Genomic DNA, 19395 nt, shown 5'->3' with positions numbered 1-19395 from the left:
GTCATGAGAAAGCCCATATAAATGGGTAGAGTACAAGTTGCTGTAGAAGCATTTTTAATTCGTCTGATCACAGATACTTTATAAAGTATTTTAATACTTTTTTGAATCCGTCAATGCGTAAGTCCTAACTTTGATTTAAGTTGTTCAAAAGGCGATGTTTTACATCGCCTTTTTTGATTTTTCTTGCTTGGTTTTGATCAGTTTTAAGTGATTTTTAAGTTTGAATTTTTAGATTAGGGCATCAAAGATCAATAATTGATGCCAATATGCTTCAGGTCATAGCTAAAATACAGCAAAAAATTCCAAGACTTAGTTTAAGTCAATTTAACCTCGTGCTTGCCTTATGGCTTGGGGTGGTTTTGAACCTCGCGTTTTATCAGCAAATCCAGCAGCTCACACCTTATACGGGGCTGAAGGCCGGACTATTTTTAGCGGCAACCGTACTGGTGGTAGTGGCACTTTATAATGTGCTGATGCAACTCCTGCAATGGCGATGGAATTCAAAACTTTTGGCGAGTGTTTTGCTGATCATTGGTGGCTTGAGTGCCTATTTCGTCAATAGTTTAGGCGTGACCATTACATCTGACCAAGTGCAGAACATGATGCAAACAGATGTAAAGGAAGTGCAGGATTTAATCTCGCCACAATTTTTTATCTGGGTCTTTGGACTGGTTATTTTGCCAGTGCTATTGATCTGGCTTTTGCCACTGCATAAAGAAGCCCTAAGCACGGTCGTAGCCAAAAAGGGTCTACATATAGTGCTATCGCTCATCCTTTTGGGTGCTTTGCTGTTTGTTTATTTTGTCGATTATGCTGCGATCTTTCGTGAGCATCGTGACTTAAAAGGCATGCTCTCACCACAAAACAGTATCGCTTCGACATTTTCCTATTATCACAAAAAAGCACCGAAACAGAATTTGCCATTGCTGAACTATGGTGAAGATGCACATATGGTTGAAAACGTAAGCGCCAAAAGCTTACCAAAATTGATGGTCTTAGTGGTTGGTGAAACTGCGCGCGCGGAAAGTTTTTCACTCAATGGCTATGCTAAAAATACCAATCCTGAACTCAGTCAGCAAAATATTATCAATTTTAGCCAAGTCAGCTCATGTGGCACCGCAACCGCTGTGTCTGTTCCTTGTATGTTCTCAGGTATGCCGAGAACCGAATATGATGAACAGCTTGCAAGTCATCGCGAAGGTTTACTCGATATTGCACAGCGTGCAGGCTATAAGGTGACGTGGCTAGATAATAATTCAGGCTGTAAGGGCACATGCACACGTGTTGAAAAATATGAATTTCCTGAAGCGCTGAAGAAAAAGTGGTGTGATGCCGATGGCGAATGTCATGATGAAATCTTAGTGGATGGTTTGAAGGCATATTTGGCTTCGATCCCCAAAGCAGATCCAACTCCCCGTTTGATTGTATTACACCAAATGGGCAGTCATGGCCCTGCTTATTTCAAACGAAGTACCGCAGCGTTTCAAAAATTTAAGCCAACCTGTAATAGCAATGCCATACAGGGATGTAGCTCTATAGAATTAATAAATAGTTATGACAACAGTATTATCTATACCGACCATGTGCTGAGTGAATTGATTAACACCTTAAAAGTGACTGACAATTATCAAACAGGACTGTGGTATTTGTCTGATCATGGTGAGTCGACCGGTGAGCATGGCTTATATTTACATGGTTCTCCATACGCAATTGCACCGTCACAGCAAACCCATGTACCGATGTTGATGTGGTTTTCACCGGCGTGGCAAAAAAATAATTCAGCGCAATATACTTGTTTAATGGCACAAAAAAGCCAAAAATTAAGTCAGGATAATCTATTTCCATCGCTATTGAGTTTGCTCGATGTGCAGACTCAGGTGATTGATGAAAAAAACAATATGTTGCAACAATGTACTTCAGTACAGCGCAGGACTTAAGCCATGCACAAAATACTTATTATTGAAGATGATTTCATGATTGCCGAATCGACTAAAACTTTGTTGAACTATCAACAGTTTGAAGTCGAGTGGGTGAATAATGGTATCGATGGCTTAAAGCTCATAATGCAAGGGGGAATTGATATCGTCTTGCTAGATCTGGGTTTGCCGATGATGGATGGTATGCAAGTCCTGAAACAAATTCGTCAAATGCAGCCCAAATTGCCGGTATTAATCATCTCGGCACGTGATCAATTACAAAATCGTGTAGATGGTTTAAACCATGGGGCAGATGACTATCTTATTAAGCCTTATGAGTTTGATGAATTACTTGCACGGATTCATGCGCTTCTTCGACGCACAGGGCTGAGTTCAGTCGAAGCACCACAGAAAATTTTAAAACATGGTGAATTGATTTTAGATATTGAGCAGCATCTTGCACGCTATAAGGGGCAATATGTCGATTTATCTAACCGTGAATGGGCCATATTGATTCCATTAGTGACGCATCCGAATAAGATTTTTTCAAAAGCCAATTTAGAAGATAAGCTTTATGATTTTGATAGTGATATCAGCAGTAATACCATTGAAGTGTATGTGCATCATCTCAGAACAAAATTAGACAAAGATTTTATTCGCACCATTCGTGGTTTAGGTTATCGACTCGGTTAAGGCAAAGGAATTATCGACCATGCAGCAGCCTTATTCTCTGAAAAAGAGACTAATTATTTATGTGTCTGTTTTCAGTATGCTTTTGGGCTGTCTTTTGGTGTTTTCAGCTTATCGAATTGCACTTGAAGAAATTAATGAAATTTTAGATGCGCAAATGCAAAATTTGGCGGAACGTGTTGCAGAGCATGATCCGCAGCCTATTCGCAGCGAATTTGATCAACATAAGCATTATCATGAAGAAGATTTATTTGTTGATGTGTGGACCTATCAGTCCAATGCACATCAAACTCATCAATTAAAATTATTGGTCGCGCCTCAGCCCAAAGCCGGTTTTTATACCCACAGTACCCAACAGGATGAGTGGCATACCTATATTTTGCCACTCGCAGATCGGCAAATTCAGGTCAGTCAGCAAGAGTCGGTTCGGCAGCATCTTGCAGCAGAATTGGCCAGCAGCATGTTTATTCCCTATTTGGTTTTTATACCTTTTGCATTATTCGCTTTGGGATGGTTGATTCAACGCAGTTTAAACCCACTGGAAAAATTTAAAAAAGAACTGGCAAAACGGGATGCCTTTGAACTTTCTCCAATCTCTCAAATGCCGTATCCAGAGGAAATTGCACCGACTATCATTGAAATGAACCAGTTGTTTGAACGAATTTCGTTGTCGCAGCAGGAACAACGCCAGTTTATTGCCGACGCAGCGCATGAGTTACGGACCCCAATTACCGCACTGAATTTGCAAATGCAGATTTTGCTACAAAAATTTCCACAAGATGACGCTCTACAAAATTTGAGTAAAGGTTTAATTCGTATTCAGCATTTGGTCAGTCAATTGTTGAGTTTGGCAAAACAAGACGCCTCGGTCTTTGAACTTGAGCGCAAACAACATTTTGATCTGAAGCAAGTCGCAACCAATTGCGTGGAGCAACTGGTGCATTTGGCGATGCAAAAAGATATTGACCTTGGCATGGAGCGACAACAGCGCATTGCCTTATATAGTCTTGAGCCAACCGTACATTCAATCATTTTTAATTTGATTGATAACGCCATCAAATATACCCCTGCACAGGGCATGATTAATGTCTCCGTCTTTGAACATGCGGGGCAGGCGGTTGTACAGGTTGAAGATAGCGGGCCTGGTATCGACCCTGCTTTATATGAGCAAATTCGTAAACGCTTTTATCGAATTTATAATCATGAAGAAACTGGAAGTGGTTTAGGGCTAGCGATCGTGGATAAAGCCGCAAAACATATCGGTGCGGAATTGGAGTTTTCTCAAAGTGAAACACTAGGTGGTCTGAAAGTGAGTTTACAGATCCCATTCAGTGAATCATGAGTGACTCAATCATTTTCGGATCAAGCTCAATTTAGATACTTAAAGATTAGATCCATGTAAATGCTTTGCTGTTTTGCTGCGTAGTTGATGTAGTGAGATGGCGAGAAAACAACACATACATGACACAATTAAATGCCCAAATGATCCATGCGGTCCAAAGGTTATGACTCAGAAAATGCGCACCCCGCATCATTTGCGCCCAGCCAAAAGCAAAGCCTAAAATCAGCCCTGCAGATAAAAAGAAGTACGCACGGGCAGGTCGATGTATTCGATAAACAAAATATCCTGTAATTAAGGCAAAACCAGTTGCAGCATGGCCACCGGGAAAACAGTGTCCTTGGCGTGCTGAAAAATCCCAAGAAAAGCCATGGGCTGTAGCGACGGTCATATTCCAAGGGCAGGCATGCGCAGATTGTGATTTGAGCAACCCAATGATTGCCGTGCTGAGTAGAGCCACTACGATAAAATAACCGAATTCAAACTTACGTGCTTTCAGATGCGGATATTTAAAACTGCATATCCATGCTGTGATATAGAGAACATACACGCCTATGACGATATTCTTGATATAGCGATGGTTCAGCACCGCAAGTGCCCAATCATTACGATGAGGAAAACCACCATGTAGGTCGACCGAAGGCTGAATAAAAGTTTGGTCGAGCGAACCACCAACGGGGAAAAAATAAAGTAGGCCAATCATACTGAGCGTGAGCAACAGGGCTTGTCGTAATAAAAAGGAACGGTTCGAGAGCATAAGTCGTGTGATGTGCTGAAATTATTTTGTTTGAATGCAGCTATTTGAAACCACGAAACTTAAATCAGACTTAACTGGGTATTTGAACTGTATCGATATCGATAGTGAAGAAGGTGCATAAAGCAGAACAGGCTTTGTGTTAAAGTTTTTGAAAACTCAGTAATAAAGATTTATGAGCATACGTGCAGTCCTTTTTGATTTAGATAATACTTTGACTCACCGAGATCACAGCGTTCAGGCGTATACGCAGTACTTAGCCGAGTCTTATCAGTCGACGCTGGCGGAGGTAGACCTTGTACAGATTAAACGTATTATTAACCGTATAGATAATGGGGGATATCCGAAAAAAGAACTCCTTACTCATCCCAGTATTGGGGCATCTGTCGCTTATGCTCTACAAACGGAGCTGGATTGGATACATCAACCCGATTTTGATGAGCTCACAAAATTTTGGTTTCAGTACTTCGGTCAGTTTGCCGTGGCGATGCCAGGAGCATTGAGCTTGCTGCAGCAACTAAAACAACAGCAGTATAAATTGGCGGTGGTGTCGAATGGTGGACATGCCACACGCCTGAACATTTTAAATGGACTGGGTTTTGCATCGTATTTTGATCAGATCATCAGTTCGGAAAGTGCCGGGATCAGTAAGCCCAAAGTTGAAATATTTCAGCATAGTTGTCGTGAGTTGGGCGTGACGGAAACCGAGTGTTTATTTATTGGTGATCATCCTGTCAATGATATTTATGGTGCGAGCCAAGCAGGGATGTCTGCCGTTTTGCTTGAAGGCTTTCATGCTTTAAGTGCAGAACAACAGCACAGCATTCCCAATAAAATTCAGCATTTGGATCAGGTCTTAGATTTTCTAAAATAAGGTGATTTAAACTCAAGCTTTAAGCGAAGTTCAGGGTAAAAAAAGCGGCATAAATGCCGCTTTAGATTGTGCTGTTTAGAACATGTTTTCTTCAGAGTTTGCCGAAATACGGTGAATACTTAAGTCTGCTCCACGGAATTCTTCTTCTTGATCTAAGCGAATGCCCATTGTGACTTTGAGTAGACCATAAACGATGAAACCACCTGCCAATGCAATCACGATCGCCAGCAGCGTACCGATACATTGGGAGATCATTGAAATATCGCCTAAACCGCCCAACCATTTTTGTCCAAATACACCCACTGCAATACCACCGAAAGCACCACAGACACCATGTAGTGGCCAAACGCCGAGTACATCATCAACTTTGAGTTTGTTCTGCGTGTAAGTGAATAATTTTACAAAAATAACTCCAGCAATTGCTCCAATGATTAATGCGCCTACAGGGTGAACCACGTCAGAACCTGCACAAATAGCGACTAAACCTGCTAATGGGCCGTTGTGAAGGAAGCCCGGGTCATTTTTACCCATGAAGTTTGCCGCCAATGTGCCACCGACCATCGCCATGAGAGAGTTAATCGCGACTAATCCTGAAATCGCATCAAGGCGTTGAGCACTCATTACGTTGAAGCCAAACCAACCGACAATGAGAATCCAAGAACCGAGTGCCAAAAAAGGAATACTTGAAGGTGGATGCGCACTGATACGGCCATCTTTTTTGTAACGACCATGACGCGCACCGAGTAAAAGTACTGCAGCTAAAGCGATCCAACCGCCCATGGCATGTACCACGACCGAACCTGCAAAGTCATGAAAGGCTGCGCCAAATGTGCGTTCTAACCATGCTTGTAGCCCAAAATTACCATTCCATGCCATGCCTTCAAAGAATGGATAGACCAAAGCGACCAATAATAATGTGGCAATCGCTTGAGTCCGCATTTTTGCACGTTCAGCAATACCACCTGAAATAATCGCTGGAATGGCTGCGGCAAAAGTCAGCAGGAAGAAACAACGCATTAAGTTGTAGCCATGATCGGCTGCTAAAGTGTCCCCAATATGGAAAAAGTGCTGACCATAAGAGATGTAATAACCCACAAAAAAGTATGCAATTGCGGAAATAGAAAAGTCAGTCAAAATTTTACTCAGCGCATTGACCTGATTTTTATGTCGTACTGTACCTAATTCTAAAAATGCAAAGCCAGCATGCATGGCAAGAACCAAGACTGCACCAAGAAGGAGAAAGAGGAGATCTATATTTTGCATAAGGTGTTCCAGTTTAGTGCGCTAGTTCACGAAAAGAAGTTCAGTATATCGAGCGGAATAATTTCGAAAAGAGGAGTGAGAGAGGGAAATTTTGATTAAAAAAACTAAAAAATGTAGAAGACTCGATATAAAGCAAAGACTTGCATGAGTGTAATAATAATGCACCAAAGTGGTGCAATTGTGTTTTGCAATGAGAAAATTAAATGAATGATTATTAAGTGAAAAACTATGTTTTTTGAATCTGTTTAAAAAATGAAAAACAAATAGCGCCATTTCTGAGTTAATTCAGGGCAGCCCATTATTTTGTATTTTTATCTGAATGATAGATGTTAGTGCGAGAATGAAACTGAAAATTGACGAATGATACATTTTTGGTAGTCTGTCTGAGCATCTTGGGGTCATTAAAACTTGAAATCTGTATGTCTTGCCTGAACTGAATTAATGCACAGATATTAACCAATGAAATCTCTGCTGCTGCACTTTTAGATGGCGAAAAACATTCAAGGGGTGAATCTGTGGTGATGGTCGTTGGATCTAACTGTATTTGATGACGTGTTTAATTGAAGCGGCACAGGAGTTTTAAGTTTAAGCGTTGAATGCTTAAGCTAAACGCTGTGTATTAATCGCTTCAGCCCAGTCACAACATCCGCAGCGCGGGCAGGTATCCTGAGCACCGTGAATGTACATGGTTTTGCCACAGTGCGTACAGGCATACAGCTGATGCATTTTGATATCTCGAACCGCTTTGTAGGGTTTCGGAAATAGTGGCAGTCCATAACGTACCTGCTCAGGTGGATAAAACAAAATACTAAATTTGCCATCACTTTCTAATAGACCGACGCGGACTTGCCCTAAATGTTCAACATTTTGCTGGCGCATTTCAGATAAAAATTCATCATGCGACATTTTTCCTTGTTTGATTTTCTCTAAGACCAATTCACCATCTTCAACAATGTATAAGGCCTTACCCTCAATTAAATCTTCAAAGGGTTGGTATTTCATCATTAGCCAAGTGATTACTCGGTATAAACCAATCACCACCGTCATCACAATGAGCGCTTGTAAGAGGGGGAGTTCCTCATCAAACATCGGATCGCCAGCAATTGAGCCTAAAGCGAGTAAGATCGCGACCTCAAAAATAGACAACTGACGAACGCCACGTTTCCCTGTAAGGCGTAAGAATACGATGATTAAAACGAACATAGTGACGCTACGCAAAATCACTTCGGCAGCAAAAGTCCATCTAGTGTCATGGATGAATATTTGATTTAAATCCATGTCTCATCCTTTTTAATCGTTATGTGTTTTAACTTAGCAAAGCGCTGGGCGGTAAAGCAGCTCAATTGTGTTAATTTTTAAGTATTATTTGAAAATGGATTTCATGCTAACGGTATTGTATGCATGAGATATTTGATGAAAAAAGTGCTTTAAAATAGTCATAAAAAAGCACCGACGAATCGATGCTTTTGATGTGGGTTGGCAATTTTTTAAAACGTTCAGTTATTTAATATGTTCAGCAATATCCGTAAAGATCACGCCTAAACCATGTGCGCCTGCATCTGGATAGCCAAGACTACGGTCGCCTACAGTTCCCGCACGTCCCATACGCGCCACGATCTCTTTGGTATTTTCAGCGCCTTGAACTGCCGCTTTTGCACCTAATGTAAAATTTTCTTTAAATGATTTATCGGTATGGGCAGACCATGAATCTGCACATGGTACTAAAGCATCAATCAGGGTTTTATCGCCCACCACTGCGCCACGTCCAAATGAACGTTCACCTGTAGTTTGAATGCCTTTGACTGCTGCTTGCAGCATCTCTGCGAAATCAGCGACAGTTAAAACTGATTTGCCTTGAATTGATTTCGCTGCCGCACGGAATGCTGAACCCCAGATTGGGCCAGACGCACCGCCACAGTGTTCCATAATGATCATTGAGCAGTTCAGCATGAATTCATCCATCTGCTGCGCTTGAATTAGACTTTGCCATTCACGTTTTAATTGCTTGAAGCCTTTCGCCACGCTCATACCGAAGTCGCCGTCACCTGCATGCGCGTCTAGTTCACAGAATGGCACTTCATTTCTAATGATGCAGGCAGACATCACATCCACTATATAGCGCATGTTTTCGATGGTGAATTGTTCATTGCTAATCACCGCATGTTCAGGCTGTGTTTCAACTTGGGTGTTCACCACAGCTTCGGTAGCAGCATTTTTAGTTGCAAAAGTTAAAGGCTGTGCTGCTGAACCATCCATTTTAAATGCAGGGGTGTTGGCTGCTGCATCGAGGTAAGTTTTCAATTCATCATCGACAGCAAGCAAGGACACAGATGCACCATTCATGTCGATACTGGTCATATAGTTGCCGACAAATGTGCGGTAAATTTTGATACCTTTACGTGCAAGGTGTTCGCATACATCATGGTTAAAGACATACAACTCTTGCAGCGGTGTGCTACCAAAGCCATTGACCAAGACTGCAACTTCTTTCATGTCTGGGCGGTCAAGGAACAGGTCATCCACGATGCGCTGTGCCATTTTTTTGGATGGCAAGATTTTTTCACGACGGATGCCGGGTTCACCGTGAATGCCGACGCCATATTCCATTTCGTCATCAGCCAAAGTAAACGTTGGCGTGCCTTTGGCTGGAACAGTACATGAGCTATAAGCAAAACCAAGGCTAATGACGTTGTCCGCAGCTTTTTGAGCAATCGCTTTTACGTCTGCAAGTTCTAAGCCTTTTGATGCTGCTGCGCCTGCAATCTTATGTACAAATACTGTGCCTGCAACACCACGACGACCGACTGTATATAGGCTGTCTTTAACCGCAATGTCATCTGCCACTTTTACATAGTCAACTTTAATGCCGTCTTCAGTTGCAAGGGCTGCGCCATTCTGGAAATTCATCATATCGCCAGAATAGTTTTTGATGATCATCAACACGCCTTTGTCGGTTGCGACGTGTTGTAAGGCTTTATAGACCTGAATTTGCGATGGAGATGCAAACACGTCCCCACATACGGCAGCGTCTAACATGCCTGTACCGACAAAACCTGCATGGGCAGGTTCGTGACCGCTACCACCACCACTGATAAGTGCCACGTTATTGTGTTTTTCTTTACGTGAAATGATTTTGTGTGACTCGTTAAATGCGAGTTCTGGGTGGGCAAGAACAAAGCCTTTGCACATTTCAATTACGATGTTTTCTGCACCGTTCATGAGTTTTTTCATGGATGTACCAATCTGTATTTATAGGGGAGAGTTCTAAGTTTTAATTATTCAGGAATTTGAAGTTTTTTGCTGATTAAATAATGTAAAAACGGATGGTTTGGAAAGTATAGATTGAGCTTTTGAAACTTTACCTCTCCCTAACCCTTACTTTCATTTTGTTTTAAATCAATGCTTAAAGGTTATTATAGGGGTAATATCCATTAATAAATTCATAAAGTTTTTAATTCACAATGAAAGCTCCCTCTCACTCTGGGATGAGACGCATTGCTTAGCAAGGGGGAGGAGGAATGGGTAGGTGCTAGGACGGATTGATGAGTGGTCTTTTAGCGTTTTTTGAAATTTCCTATAAAGGAATCCCAATACATCTGATTTAGTGAGATTCTCATTTTTTAAGACATGTCTATTGTTTTACTAGGATAGATTATTTTTTAATTAAGTTTTTGTTGAAATGGATATCAGTCAAAAAATAATAACCAAATCTATCTGAATAATTTTCTGCATAGGTTAAACAAACTGATTGTGGTGGATTTTCCAAATATTCAAAATGGCTTCCAGTCATAGAAATTTGATCTGATTCAGGGAAACTAAGATTTTTACCATCTAACATTGTGAAATGGAAAATAATTTGTTGCCATGAGTTGCGATGACTTCCTCGCAGAATTGTTGAATGACCTGTATATGTGCCGCATTTTTTGACTTTATGTTTTGATTGCATGGCATCATTAATTTTTTGCGTACGAAAATGATCAATAATAAGTGATCCCATGTGTGCAAAGCATGACATAAAAATGATAATCCAAATTAGTGAATGTGTGTATTTCCATACAAAAACGGATCCTATTAAACACACAATACCAAAGCTTATTTCCATAATCATTTCGAGCCACCAACTATTCACAAAATTAAAAAAAGTTCATTTTATTTTTAAAGGCTAAAGGTAGGGGGGCTATTATTCTAACTGATTTAATTGCTTGATTCTCTGGTCAATAAGATCGGCATTGCATGATAGATTGATTAACTTAGATCCTGCACCTTGTACACTGCTAGATAGATAAGATACGAGTTCATCACAATGACTATTTTTATATAACAACCAATTCTTTTGAGAGGTTTCTAAAATTTTCTGACCTTCCTCATCCATAGTGTTATAAAGCTTTTGATAAGTTTGGTTGAGCTTGGTTTTATTAGATTTTAATTCTTTTTCATAACAGGCAATTTCATCATAAACATTACTTGTCTTACATTCTGCAAAAGCAAAAGATGAAATAAAAGGTAAAACTAAAAGTAAGAATATTTTTTCATTTTATAAAATTCGTTTATGTGTTTTTAAGATTTTTGATTATAAATAAAAAACCCCCTCACACGAGGGGATTTTTTCAAACTAATTATTGAACTGAATCATCCAAATTCGGCGCTAACCAACGCTTCGCTTCATCCAAAGTCCAGCCTTTACGCTTTGCATAATCCTCAAGCTGATCGCCTGCGATTTTACCCACGTTAAAGTATTGGCTTTCAGGGTTTGCATAGTAGAAACCGCTGACAGATGAAGGCGGCCACATTGCAAAGCTAGAAGTCAATTGCGTACCAATTTTATCGGTAGAACCTAACCAATCAAACAATGGCGCTTTTTCAGAATGCTCAGGACAAGCAGGGTAGCCCGGTGCAGGACGGATGCCCACATACTTCTCTTTAATCAATTCTTCATTGCTTAAGGTTTCAGACGCTTGGTTGCCCCAGAACTCTTTACGAATGCGCTCATGCAAATGTTCCGCAAACGCTTCCGCAAAACGGTCACCTAAAGATTGTGCAAGAATTGCAGAGTAGTCATCGCCTTTAGCTTTGTACTCATTGGCCATTTCTTCTGCACCAAAGATCGATACAGTGAAACCGCCCAAGTAGTCTTCTGCGACACCTTTAGGCGCAATAAAGTCCGCCAATGACAAGTTTGGTTTACCTGTCACTTTGTCAGACTGCTGACGAATATGCTCAAAAGTATGCGTCACTGTTTTCGCAGTTTCATCAAACACTTGAACCGTGTCCGCACCTGAACGGGCAGCAGGGTAAATACCAAACACAGCTCGTGCATCAAAACGTTTGTTGTCAATAATATCTTTCAGCATGGTCTGCGCTTGTTCATACAAGTCAGTTGCTGCTTCACCCACCACTTCATCAGTCAGAATCGCAGGGAATTTACCCGCCAAGCTCCAAGAAATAAAGAACGGTGTCCAGTCAAAGTACTCAACTAATGTTTCCAATGGATAATTGGTCAACGTTTGCGTACCAATAAAGTTCGGCTTCACAGGCGCATTGGCAGCGAAATCGATTTTCAAACCATTTTCAACCGATTCAGCATAAGTCAGCTTAGCTGCTTTTGGCTGTTTGTTGGCAATACGCTCACGCACTTTTTCATATTCAGCACGGGTTTCCTCAACAAACTTCGGTTTCATTTCTTTAGAAAGAAGGGTAGTCGCTACACCTACCGCGCGCGATGCATCGGCAACATAAATCACAGCATCATTTGAATATTGCGGGTCAATTTTTACTGCAGTGTGCGCTTTAGAAGTCGTTGCACCGCCAATCATTAGCGGAACATTAAAGCCTTTACGTTGCATTTCTTTAGCAACAAAAACCATTTCGTCCAATGACGGAGTGATTAGGCCAGACAAGCCGATGATGTCAACTTTCTCATCAATGGCGGTTTGCAGAATCTTCTCGCAAGGCACCATCACGCCAAGGTCGATGATGTCATAACCATTACAGCCAAGTACCACGCCTACGATGTTTTTACCGATGTCATGTACGTCGCCTTTCACAGTCGCCATCAGGACTTTACCCTTAGACTGACCGCCAGATTTTTCAGCCTCAATGAACGGGTTCAGCCAAGCCACAGCTTGCTTCATCACACGTGCAGATTTTACCACTTGCGGCAGGAACATTTTGCCCGAACCGAACAAGTCACCAACCACGTTCATGCCGTCCATCAGCGGGCCTTCAATCACGTCTAGCGGACGAGCTGATTTTAGACGCGCTTCTTCCGTATCTTCATCAATGAAGGTTGTGATGCCTTTCACCAAAGCATGTTCAAGACGTTTTTCAACTGGAAGTTCGCGCCATTCCAAGTTTTCAACTTGTTTTTGCGCAGCGCCTTGACCGCGGTATTTCTCAGCTACTTCAAGCAGCTTTTCAGTTGCATCGTGCTGACTTTCACCTTGGTTTTGGTTCAAAATCACATCTTCAACGGCAGCTTTTAGTTCAGCGTCAATATCATCATAAATCGCCATTTGACCTGCGTTGACGATACCCATGGTCATGCCTTGCTGAATAGCATGGTATAAGAACACGGAGTGAATCGCTTCACGAACGGGTTCGTTACCGCGGAATGAGAACGATACGTTAGACACACCGCCTGAAATCATCGCGTGTGGCAAGTTTTGCTTAATCCAGCCAGTCGCTTCAATGAAGTCCACAGCATAGTTGTTGTGTTCTTCGATACCTGTAGCGACTGCAAACACGTTCGGGTCAAAAATGATGTCTTCAGCAGGGAAGCCCACTTCATTTACCAGTACATCGTATGAGCGTTTACAGATTTCTTTTTTACGTGCAGCAGTATCTGCCTGACCTTGTTCATCAAAGGCCATCACAATCACGGCAGCGCCATACTGACGGCACAAACGTGCTTTGTGTACAAACTCGTCATAACCTTCTTTCAAAGAAATCGAGTTAACAACCGCTTTACCTTGTACACATTTTAAGCCTGCCTCAATGATTTCCCATTTTGATGAGTCAATCATGATAGGCACACGTGAAATTTCAGGCTCAGAGGCTACAAGATTCAGGAAATGCACCATTGCGCCTTCTGAATCCAGCATGCCTTCATCCATGTTGATATCGATAATCTGAGCACCGGCTTCAACTTGCTGCTGTGCAACTTCTAAAGCTTCGGCAAAGTTTTCTTCACGGATTAAACGTAGGAATTTTTTAGAACCTGTCACGTTGGTACGTTCACCGACGTTTACAAACAGCGAATCTTTTGTAATGTTGAACGGCTCTAAACCGCTGAGACGGCAAGCGGGTTTGGTTTCTGGCACTTGGCGTGGCGCAATGTCTTTTACGGCATTGGCAATAGCACGGATATGATCTGGCGTAGTACCGCAGCAGCCGCCAGTGATGTTAATCAAGCCACTTTCTGCAAATTCTTTAATAAAGGCAGCTGTTTCTTCAGGGGTTTCATCATAACCGCCGAAGGCATTTGGTAAGCCAGCGTTCGGATGCGCCGAAACAAAAGTATCAGCAACGTCAGCAATGGTTTTGACGTGCGGACGCATGGCATCTGCACCTAGGGCACAGTTAAAGCCAATCGACAATAAATCACCATGACGCACAGAGTTCCAGAACGCCTCTGCGGTTTGGCCTGTTAATGTACGACCTGAGGCATCGGTAATGGTGCCTGAAATCATCAATGGCAATTCGTAGCCAATTTGGTTGAAGACTTCTTTCACTGCAAAAATGGCAGCTTTACAGTTTAAAGTATCGAATACGGTTTCGATGAGCAGAATGTCGGCACCGCCTTCAATCAGAGCATGCGCAGCTTGAATATAGTTTTCTTTAAGCTCATCAAAAGTAATATTACGAAATGCTGGGTCATTTACATTTGGCGAGATTGAGCAAGTACGTGAAGTTGGCCCAAGCACACCTGCTACAAAACGCGGTTTTTCAGGCGTTGAGTATTTTTCACAAGCGGCTTTGGCAATACGCGCTGCTTCACGGTTGATCTCTGATACCAAATCTTCCATGTGGTAGTCAGACATTGAAACTTTTGTGCCGTTAAAGCTGTTGGTTTCAATGATGTCTGCACCAGCATCGAGGTAGGCTTCATGAATGCCTTGAATGATTTGCGGCTGCGTCAACACCAATAGGTCATTATTGCCTTTGAGGTCAGATGCCCAATCTGCAAAACGCTCACCACGGTAGTCAGCTTCTTCGAGTTTATGACGCTGAATCATGGTGCCCATTGCACCGTCGATAATCAGAATCCGTTGAGCGAGCAGCTCTTTTAGGGTGGCAAGCGTGGACATAAATAACCCCAATCCGATGGAATATAAAATCGGCAAATATATTAACAGAATTCATTGCAGTTTTATTGATATTCAACCATCTTCACAGCGCGCAATTATTAGCTTGTTGAATTAATGATCAATATTGCAACTTGATAATTTCATATTCCAATTTCATATAAATGTATGGAAAGCTTCATGAATTTGTCATATTGCTCAGGCAAGATTAAAAAACATCCAGCAGGGCTATGCAATATGACAAAAAAACATGACAGATGAAATAAAAGCTGAAACATTGGGTTTCAAAGAAAATAAAGTTTAAATACGTAGATTAAATAACTGATTTACTTTATGAAAGTAGAGTGTAGGAGTCGGTTTTAAACACCTAAAAAAAACAAATAAAGCATGAAAAATTGCTTTATATGACACCGCTTTGTCATATAATTGTCATAATTAAATTGAACAATATGGGGATTTTAAAATCCTCTATTCCTGCCTGCATGAATTCTAAACAAACTCCCGTAGATTCAGCGCACACGTCGACTCCTCAAAAGTCCACGAATGTTCATGTGCCTACACCGAAATTCTTTATGCCGGTATTTTTAACGCTGATTATTTCAACGTTGATTTATATTGGTTTTCAGGTGACTGCCGATTTAGCGCATGTTCCGCCTTTAAGTCTTTATTCAATGATTTTATTGGGCACAGCCTTATTCATCGCACTTGGCTTTGAATTTGTAAATGGCTTCCATGACACTGCAAATGCAGTAGCAACAGTGATTTATACCAACGCCTTGTCAGCACCGGTTGCGGTAATGTGGGCGGGTTTCTGTAACTTCCTAGGCGTAATGGTTGCCAGTGGTGCAGTCGCTTACGGCATTATTGCCTTATTACCTGTTGAATTGATTATGAATGTCGGTTCAGGTGCAGGTTTTGCCATGGTTTTCGCTATGTTGATCGCAGCGATTTTGTGGAATTTAGGAACTTGGTTCTTAGGCATCCCTGCGTCTAGTTCGCATACTTTGATTGGTTCTATTCTTGGCGTTGGCATCATGAACTACCTGTTAAATGCAGGCGGTGGTGCGAGCGGTGTAGATATGGAGCAGGTGCTTAAAGTCGGTAAGGCGTTATTGTTCTCGCCACTGATTGGTTTTGCATTTGCGGCTCTCGTTTTCTTATTGGTCAAGCGTATTTTCCGCAAACAGCTTGAACTGTTTCAACCACCAGAAGGCAATAAGCCGCCACCACCACTGATTCGTGCAATTTTGATCTTTACCTGTACAGGTGTAAGTTTTGCGCACGGTTCAAACGATGGTCAAAAAGGTATGGGTCTGATCATGCTGATTTTGATCGGATGTGTGCCATTGGCTTATTCATTGAATAAGAACTTAGATAATCAACATATTCAATCTTTCCATCAGTTATCTGCTCAAACTGCGACTGCGATCTACGCAGAGCATAATGACATTCCTGATGCACAAGCACGTGATGTACTCACCAAATACATTCAAACCAAAGAAGTCAGCCCAGAAGTTGTGCCAGCTTTGGCAAGTTTGACCGATCATTTAGGTGAGCGTGTTGCACAGTATGGCGACTTAAAAGATATTCCTGAACAAGAAGTATCTTCGATTCGTAATGACATGTACTTAAGTACTACTGCTTTTAAACGTCTAGATAAAGCTGACCAACTACCAGCAATGGCAGAAGCTGAACAAAAGACTGTGAAAGAATATCGTAGTCACCTAGACTCGTTCTTACAGTACATTCCAACATGGGTGAAAGTCGCTGTTGCATTGGCACTGGGTCTTGGAACCATGGTGGGTTGGAAACGTATTGTCGTGACTGTAGGTGAGCGTATTGGTAAAAACCACATGACCTATGGTCAGGGTATGTCTGCCGAGCTTGTTGCTATGTCAACGATTGCTGCTGCGGATGGTTTTGGTATGCCAGTATCGACTACACACGTACTTAACTCTGCGGTTGCAGGTACCATGGTCGCGAATAAATCGGGTCTGAACTTTGCAACAGTGAAAACCATTCTATCGGCTTGGGTCTTTACTTTACCTGCAACGATCTGTCTATCAGGCTGCTTGTACTGGTTATTCTTGAAAGTGTTCTAAGCAACTCAAATTTTAGGTATAAAAAAAACGCTGCTTCGGCAGCGTTTTTTTATGGCTTTATCTCAGTCATCACCGATTTGAATGGGGTGACTGAGCTGAATTAGAACAATCAAACTAGCGAGTTGAAACTTTGCAAAGTTCAACACTTATTTGAACCAATGCCGTTACGCTTTTTTAAACAGCCCCAATACTTTTTTCACGGGCAGTTTTTCTTCAGCGAAACCATACAGCGCTGCAAAAGGTAAGGCGGTACGCGCCAAATAAGCCACACGCCATAAGCCACCATGGTTGGCACCATGCATCAAGAGTTCTAATGGATGGTCTAGCGCTGTTTCAGGGTTAGCAACCGATTGAGGGTTTCTCAAGTCGTGAATCCATAAAGCTGCCATGAGTGCATTGGTGGTTTCAGGTTGGAAGGATTCCACATCAAATAAACTCGCACCATTAAATGCTGCCTTTAATAATGGATTCTTCGTTACTGAGCGGGTCGTGGTGGATGGCGCAATATTGATACTAACCCGCTGACCATTTTGACGTGCGACAGTTGCGCGCCATTGTTGAATACGTTTTGCAAGTGCGTAGTTAGGACCTTGTTCCACCACCAAACAGTCAGCGATACCATAGGATTTTCCATTGTCTGCTGTGGTGGTTTGCTCATTATTTTGCTTAAAGAAATGCTGACCTGTGACTTTGGCAATGCTTTGCGTCAAAAGCTTTTGTGCAGAAGCACGGTTTTGGAATTTGGCTTGCGCTGCCGTAACAATCTCTTCTGGCACCGCATAGACATCGGTCGGAGTACACATAAACATCAAGCTGGTGTCGGCTTTTTGCTGGCTGACATAGGCCATGATGCTGTCCATGGCCATTGCAACACGAACATGCTTTTCACCATCTAAATAGGCAATTGCAGCCAGATCTAGTTGATGTTCACTTTGTGCAAGCCATTGTGCAATTTCAGGAATGTGTGTCAGTAAATTGGCGCCCAATTTGTGTTTTAGTTCTCGAATGGGTGTGTCTTCATGCACAGCGTCGAGACTTGGTGCATATAAAGTGGCATTACCGGCCTGAACCGTGCTTAAGATTCGATCCCAAACACGTTCATTATTCAGGTCAATTGCCACAATATTGGCTTTCCATTTTGCTAACCACGTCAGAGGGCCAGCTTCGGAGGCAGCACCAAAAAGCACCATTGTCCGATCTGACAAATCGAACCATTCTGGGTGTGCAATGGCTTCACGTAATGCGTCGGCATGACTTGCTTCAATAATGCCAGCATCTTGCCATTTTTGAATCTGAGCCAGTAAAGCCTCACCTTGAAGTTTTTGACCATGATAGGGCACATACCACTCAGGTGCAGCGTTACTTTCACCTTTTAATTTCACGGTATGCAGCGGATGTGCAGTCAAAGCTACTGCATCTTTGAGCGTATGCTTTCCTTGATCACGATAAAACTCAAAGACGTGATGCGCTTTATTTAAACCTTGCTCAGCAATGTTGATCGCGGCTTCAGATGATTGAATCCCATGTTCAACCAAGGCTTTAAAATATTCAGGATATTTTTTACGCCAGTTTTTTTCTTGTTTTGCACGTACAGAAGAGTGATGGTCAACTGCAGCTAAGGCTTCAGCGATAATTTCACGACCAGTTTTAGATGTACTCGGCTTTTGGTTTGAAGCCGAAATGGGAAATTGAAGACCTTCAGTTGAATTCGACATGCAAAATATCTCAGCTAATTTTGTCATTAATATACAGATGTATACATTATCTATGCCAAATTAAAAAATAGGGTGGCATAAAGTGCCAGATTTATATGATTTGTCATGTGCTTTTGTGAACTTTCGTAGAATATACAGCGTCAATTTTTATTGTCGGAATTGGAAAAACCTTCGGTTTGAAGGCTTAAAAGAAGAGGCTATTAAATCAGTAACGGCAAATCAACAACGGCCTTTTTTAGCCTGTCCGGGCGGGCAAAAGCCGCCATGGCGATTTGGATAATTATAAGGATAGTGTTTACGATCTGGGTCGACCACGATACTGCCTTCACGGGTGTGAACGGCACAAGCACTCAACACGCAGGTCAACAGCAAACTTGAGAACATCAGGACTATTTTCATTGGAATTTTCCTTTTTTTATTCTGTGTCATTTCAGTTTAA

The 19395-nt window shown here is 41.9% G+C and carries 14 protein-coding genes; 5 read left to right on the top strand and 9 right to left on the bottom strand.

The window, feature by feature from the left end; all coding sequences use genetic code 11:
• Window positions 1-266: 266 nt before the first annotated feature.
• The 3 genes from FTV03_RS09580 to FTV03_RS09570 are packed head-to-tail and all read left to right on the top strand — an operon-like array spanning window position 267 to window position 3948.
• Window positions 267-1937, top strand: coding sequence for a phosphoethanolamine transferase (locus FTV03_RS09580; protein ID WP_180041208.1), 1671 nt, complete (start codon window positions 267-269; stop codon window positions 1935-1937).
• Between the two features lie 3 nt (window positions 1938-1940).
• On the top strand, window positions 1941-2609 hold the full coding sequence (locus tag FTV03_RS09575) for a response regulator transcription factor (RefSeq protein ID WP_078189962.1): 669 nt from the start codon (window positions 1941-1943) through the stop codon (window positions 2607-2609).
• 19 nt (window positions 2610-2628) lie between these two features.
• Window positions 2629-3948, top strand: coding sequence for an ATP-binding protein (locus FTV03_RS09570; protein WP_180041206.1), 1320 nt, complete (start codon window positions 2629-2631; stop codon window positions 3946-3948).
• Between the two features lie 46 nt (window positions 3949-3994).
• On the opposite strand, the gene FTV03_RS09565 is transcribed toward FTV03_RS09570, so the two are convergent.
• Window positions 3995-4702 carry a phosphatase PAP2 family protein gene (locus tag FTV03_RS09565; protein ID WP_180041204.1) on the bottom strand — a complete coding sequence of 236 codons (708 nt, stop codon included), beginning with the start codon at window positions 4700-4702 and terminating at the stop codon, window positions 3995-3997.
• 172 nt (window positions 4703-4874) lie between these two features.
• Here FTV03_RS09565 and FTV03_RS09560 point away from each other — a divergent pair, with 172 nt between their 5' ends.
• Complete coding sequence (locus FTV03_RS09560) at window positions 4875-5573, top strand: HAD family hydrolase (protein WP_180041202.1); 699 nt, start codon at window positions 4875-4877, stop codon at window positions 5571-5573.
• A gap of 75 nt (window positions 5574-5648) precedes the next feature.
• Here FTV03_RS09560 and FTV03_RS09555 read toward each other — a convergent pair whose 3' ends face one another.
• From FTV03_RS09555 to metH, 6 genes are all read right to left on the bottom strand, one after another.
• A complete protein-coding gene (locus FTV03_RS09555; RefSeq protein WP_180041200.1) occupies window positions 5649-6836 on the bottom strand; it encodes an ammonium transporter in 1188 nt (395 codons plus the stop codon).
• A 600-nt stretch (window positions 6837-7436) separates the two neighbouring features.
• Entirely contained in the window at window positions 7437-8114 is a 678-nt protein-coding gene (locus tag FTV03_RS09550; protein WP_180041198.1) for a DUF421 domain-containing protein, read from the bottom strand.
• Between the two features lie 222 nt (window positions 8115-8336).
• Window positions 8337-10067 (bottom strand): dihydroxyacetone kinase subunit DhaK, encoded by a 1731-nt coding sequence (dhaK, locus tag FTV03_RS09545; protein ID WP_180041196.1) that lies wholly within the window; start codon window positions 10065-10067, stop codon window positions 8337-8339.
• A gap of 421 nt (window positions 10068-10488) precedes the next feature.
• Window positions 10489-10944 carry a hypothetical protein gene (locus FTV03_RS09540; protein ID WP_180007440.1) on the bottom strand — a complete coding sequence of 152 codons (456 nt, stop codon included), beginning with the start codon at window positions 10942-10944 and terminating at the stop codon, window positions 10489-10491.
• 72 nt (window positions 10945-11016) lie between these two features.
• A complete protein-coding gene (locus FTV03_RS18170; RefSeq protein ID WP_373687956.1) occupies window positions 11017-11283 on the bottom strand; it encodes a lysozyme inhibitor LprI family protein in 267 nt (88 codons plus the stop codon).
• A 169-nt stretch (window positions 11284-11452) separates the two neighbouring features.
• Window positions 11453-15142, bottom strand: a complete 3690-nt coding sequence (gene metH / locus FTV03_RS09530; protein ID WP_180041194.1) for a methionine synthase — start codon at window positions 15140-15142, stop codon at window positions 11453-11455.
• Window positions 15143-15621: 479 nt separating this feature from the next.
• On the opposite strand from metH, the gene FTV03_RS09525 reads away from it, so the two are divergent.
• On the top strand, window positions 15622-17241 hold the full coding sequence (locus FTV03_RS09525) for an inorganic phosphate transporter (RefSeq protein ID WP_180041210.1): 1620 nt from the start codon (window positions 15622-15624) through the stop codon (window positions 17239-17241).
• Between the two features lie 164 nt (window positions 17242-17405).
• Here FTV03_RS09525 and FTV03_RS09520 read toward each other — a convergent pair whose 3' ends face one another.
• Window positions 17406-18956 carry a hypothetical protein gene (locus tag FTV03_RS09520; RefSeq protein WP_180041192.1) on the bottom strand — a complete coding sequence of 517 codons (1551 nt, stop codon included), beginning with the start codon at window positions 18954-18956 and terminating at the stop codon, window positions 17406-17408.
• Between the two features lie 219 nt (window positions 18957-19175).
• Window positions 19176-19355, bottom strand: a complete 180-nt coding sequence (locus FTV03_RS09515) for a hypothetical protein (protein WP_180041190.1) — start codon at window positions 19353-19355, stop codon at window positions 19176-19178.
• Window positions 19356-19395 lie beyond the last annotated feature (40 nt).

Origin of the sequence: Acinetobacter sp. YH12218 (genome assembly GCF_013417925.1) — a bacterium.
Lineage (GTDB): Bacteria > Pseudomonadota > Gammaproteobacteria > Pseudomonadales > Moraxellaceae > Acinetobacter > Acinetobacter amyesii.
The sequence above is the reverse complement of the archived record's forward strand: the minus strand, read 5'-3'. Positions and strand labels throughout refer to the sequence as shown.